Origin of the sequence: Spiroplasma sp. hy2, assembly GCF_044714365.1 — a bacterium.
Taxonomy (GTDB): domain Bacteria; phylum Bacillota_I; class Bacilli_A; order Mycoplasmatales; family Mycoplasmataceae; genus Spiroplasma; species Spiroplasma phoeniceum.
This window is the reverse complement of the sequence record NZ_RXFZ02000322.1, coordinates 1-673: the sequence shown is the minus strand read 5'-3', so window position 1 is coordinate 673 and position 673 is coordinate 1. Positions and strand designations below refer to the sequence as shown.

Annotated in this window: 1 protein-coding gene; it reads left to right on the top strand. The window is 19.8% G+C overall.

All coding sequences use genetic code 4. The annotated features are described in order from the left end of the window. A partial coding sequence (locus EHV01_RS06325) for a DNA-methyltransferase (RefSeq protein ID WP_422066717.1) occupies window positions 1-614 on the top strand: 614 nt, incomplete at its 5' end. Between the last annotated feature and the right edge of the window lie 59 nt (window positions 615-673).

Sequence of the window (673 nt, the reverse complement as noted above, 5' to 3'; positions counted from 1 at the left end):
TAAAAAAATTAAATGATCCTAATACATCTAATATTCAATATCAAATTCGTAAAAGAGAACTTGAATTTTTACAAGGTGAATTTATTGATAGTTTTGATATACCATCATATTTTAAAGAATGAATGCGAATTATTAAAAAACCAAATTTTATAATTTATTTATCAAAACAGCAATTAAAAGATTATTTAATTGAAATAGAAAATTATAATTTAAAGTTTGAATTAATAATTTATCAAAAAACAAATGATGCTCCAACTAATAATTCATATCGGAAAGATAAAGAATTATGTTTATATATTTATGATAAACCAATTTCTTATAGTAATGTTTGAAATCAAGATATGCAAACTGTTTATCAAATTACTAATAGTAATAATCAATTTATAGGAACTATTAAACACCCTACTGTTAAAGATATTAATTTAATTAAATTACAAATTAATAAACATAGTAAAGTTGGTGATACTGTATTAGATTGTTTTTTAGGTAGTGGAACAACTGCTATTGCTTGTGAACAATTAAATCGGCATTGAATTGGTATAGAAATTAATGAAAAATATTATAAGTTATCAAAACAAAGATTAAGTAATATTCAAACTACATTATTAATTTAAAGGAGATTATTTATGAAAAGAAAATTAATTCGTAATATTAATGTTTACTTAAATGAAAA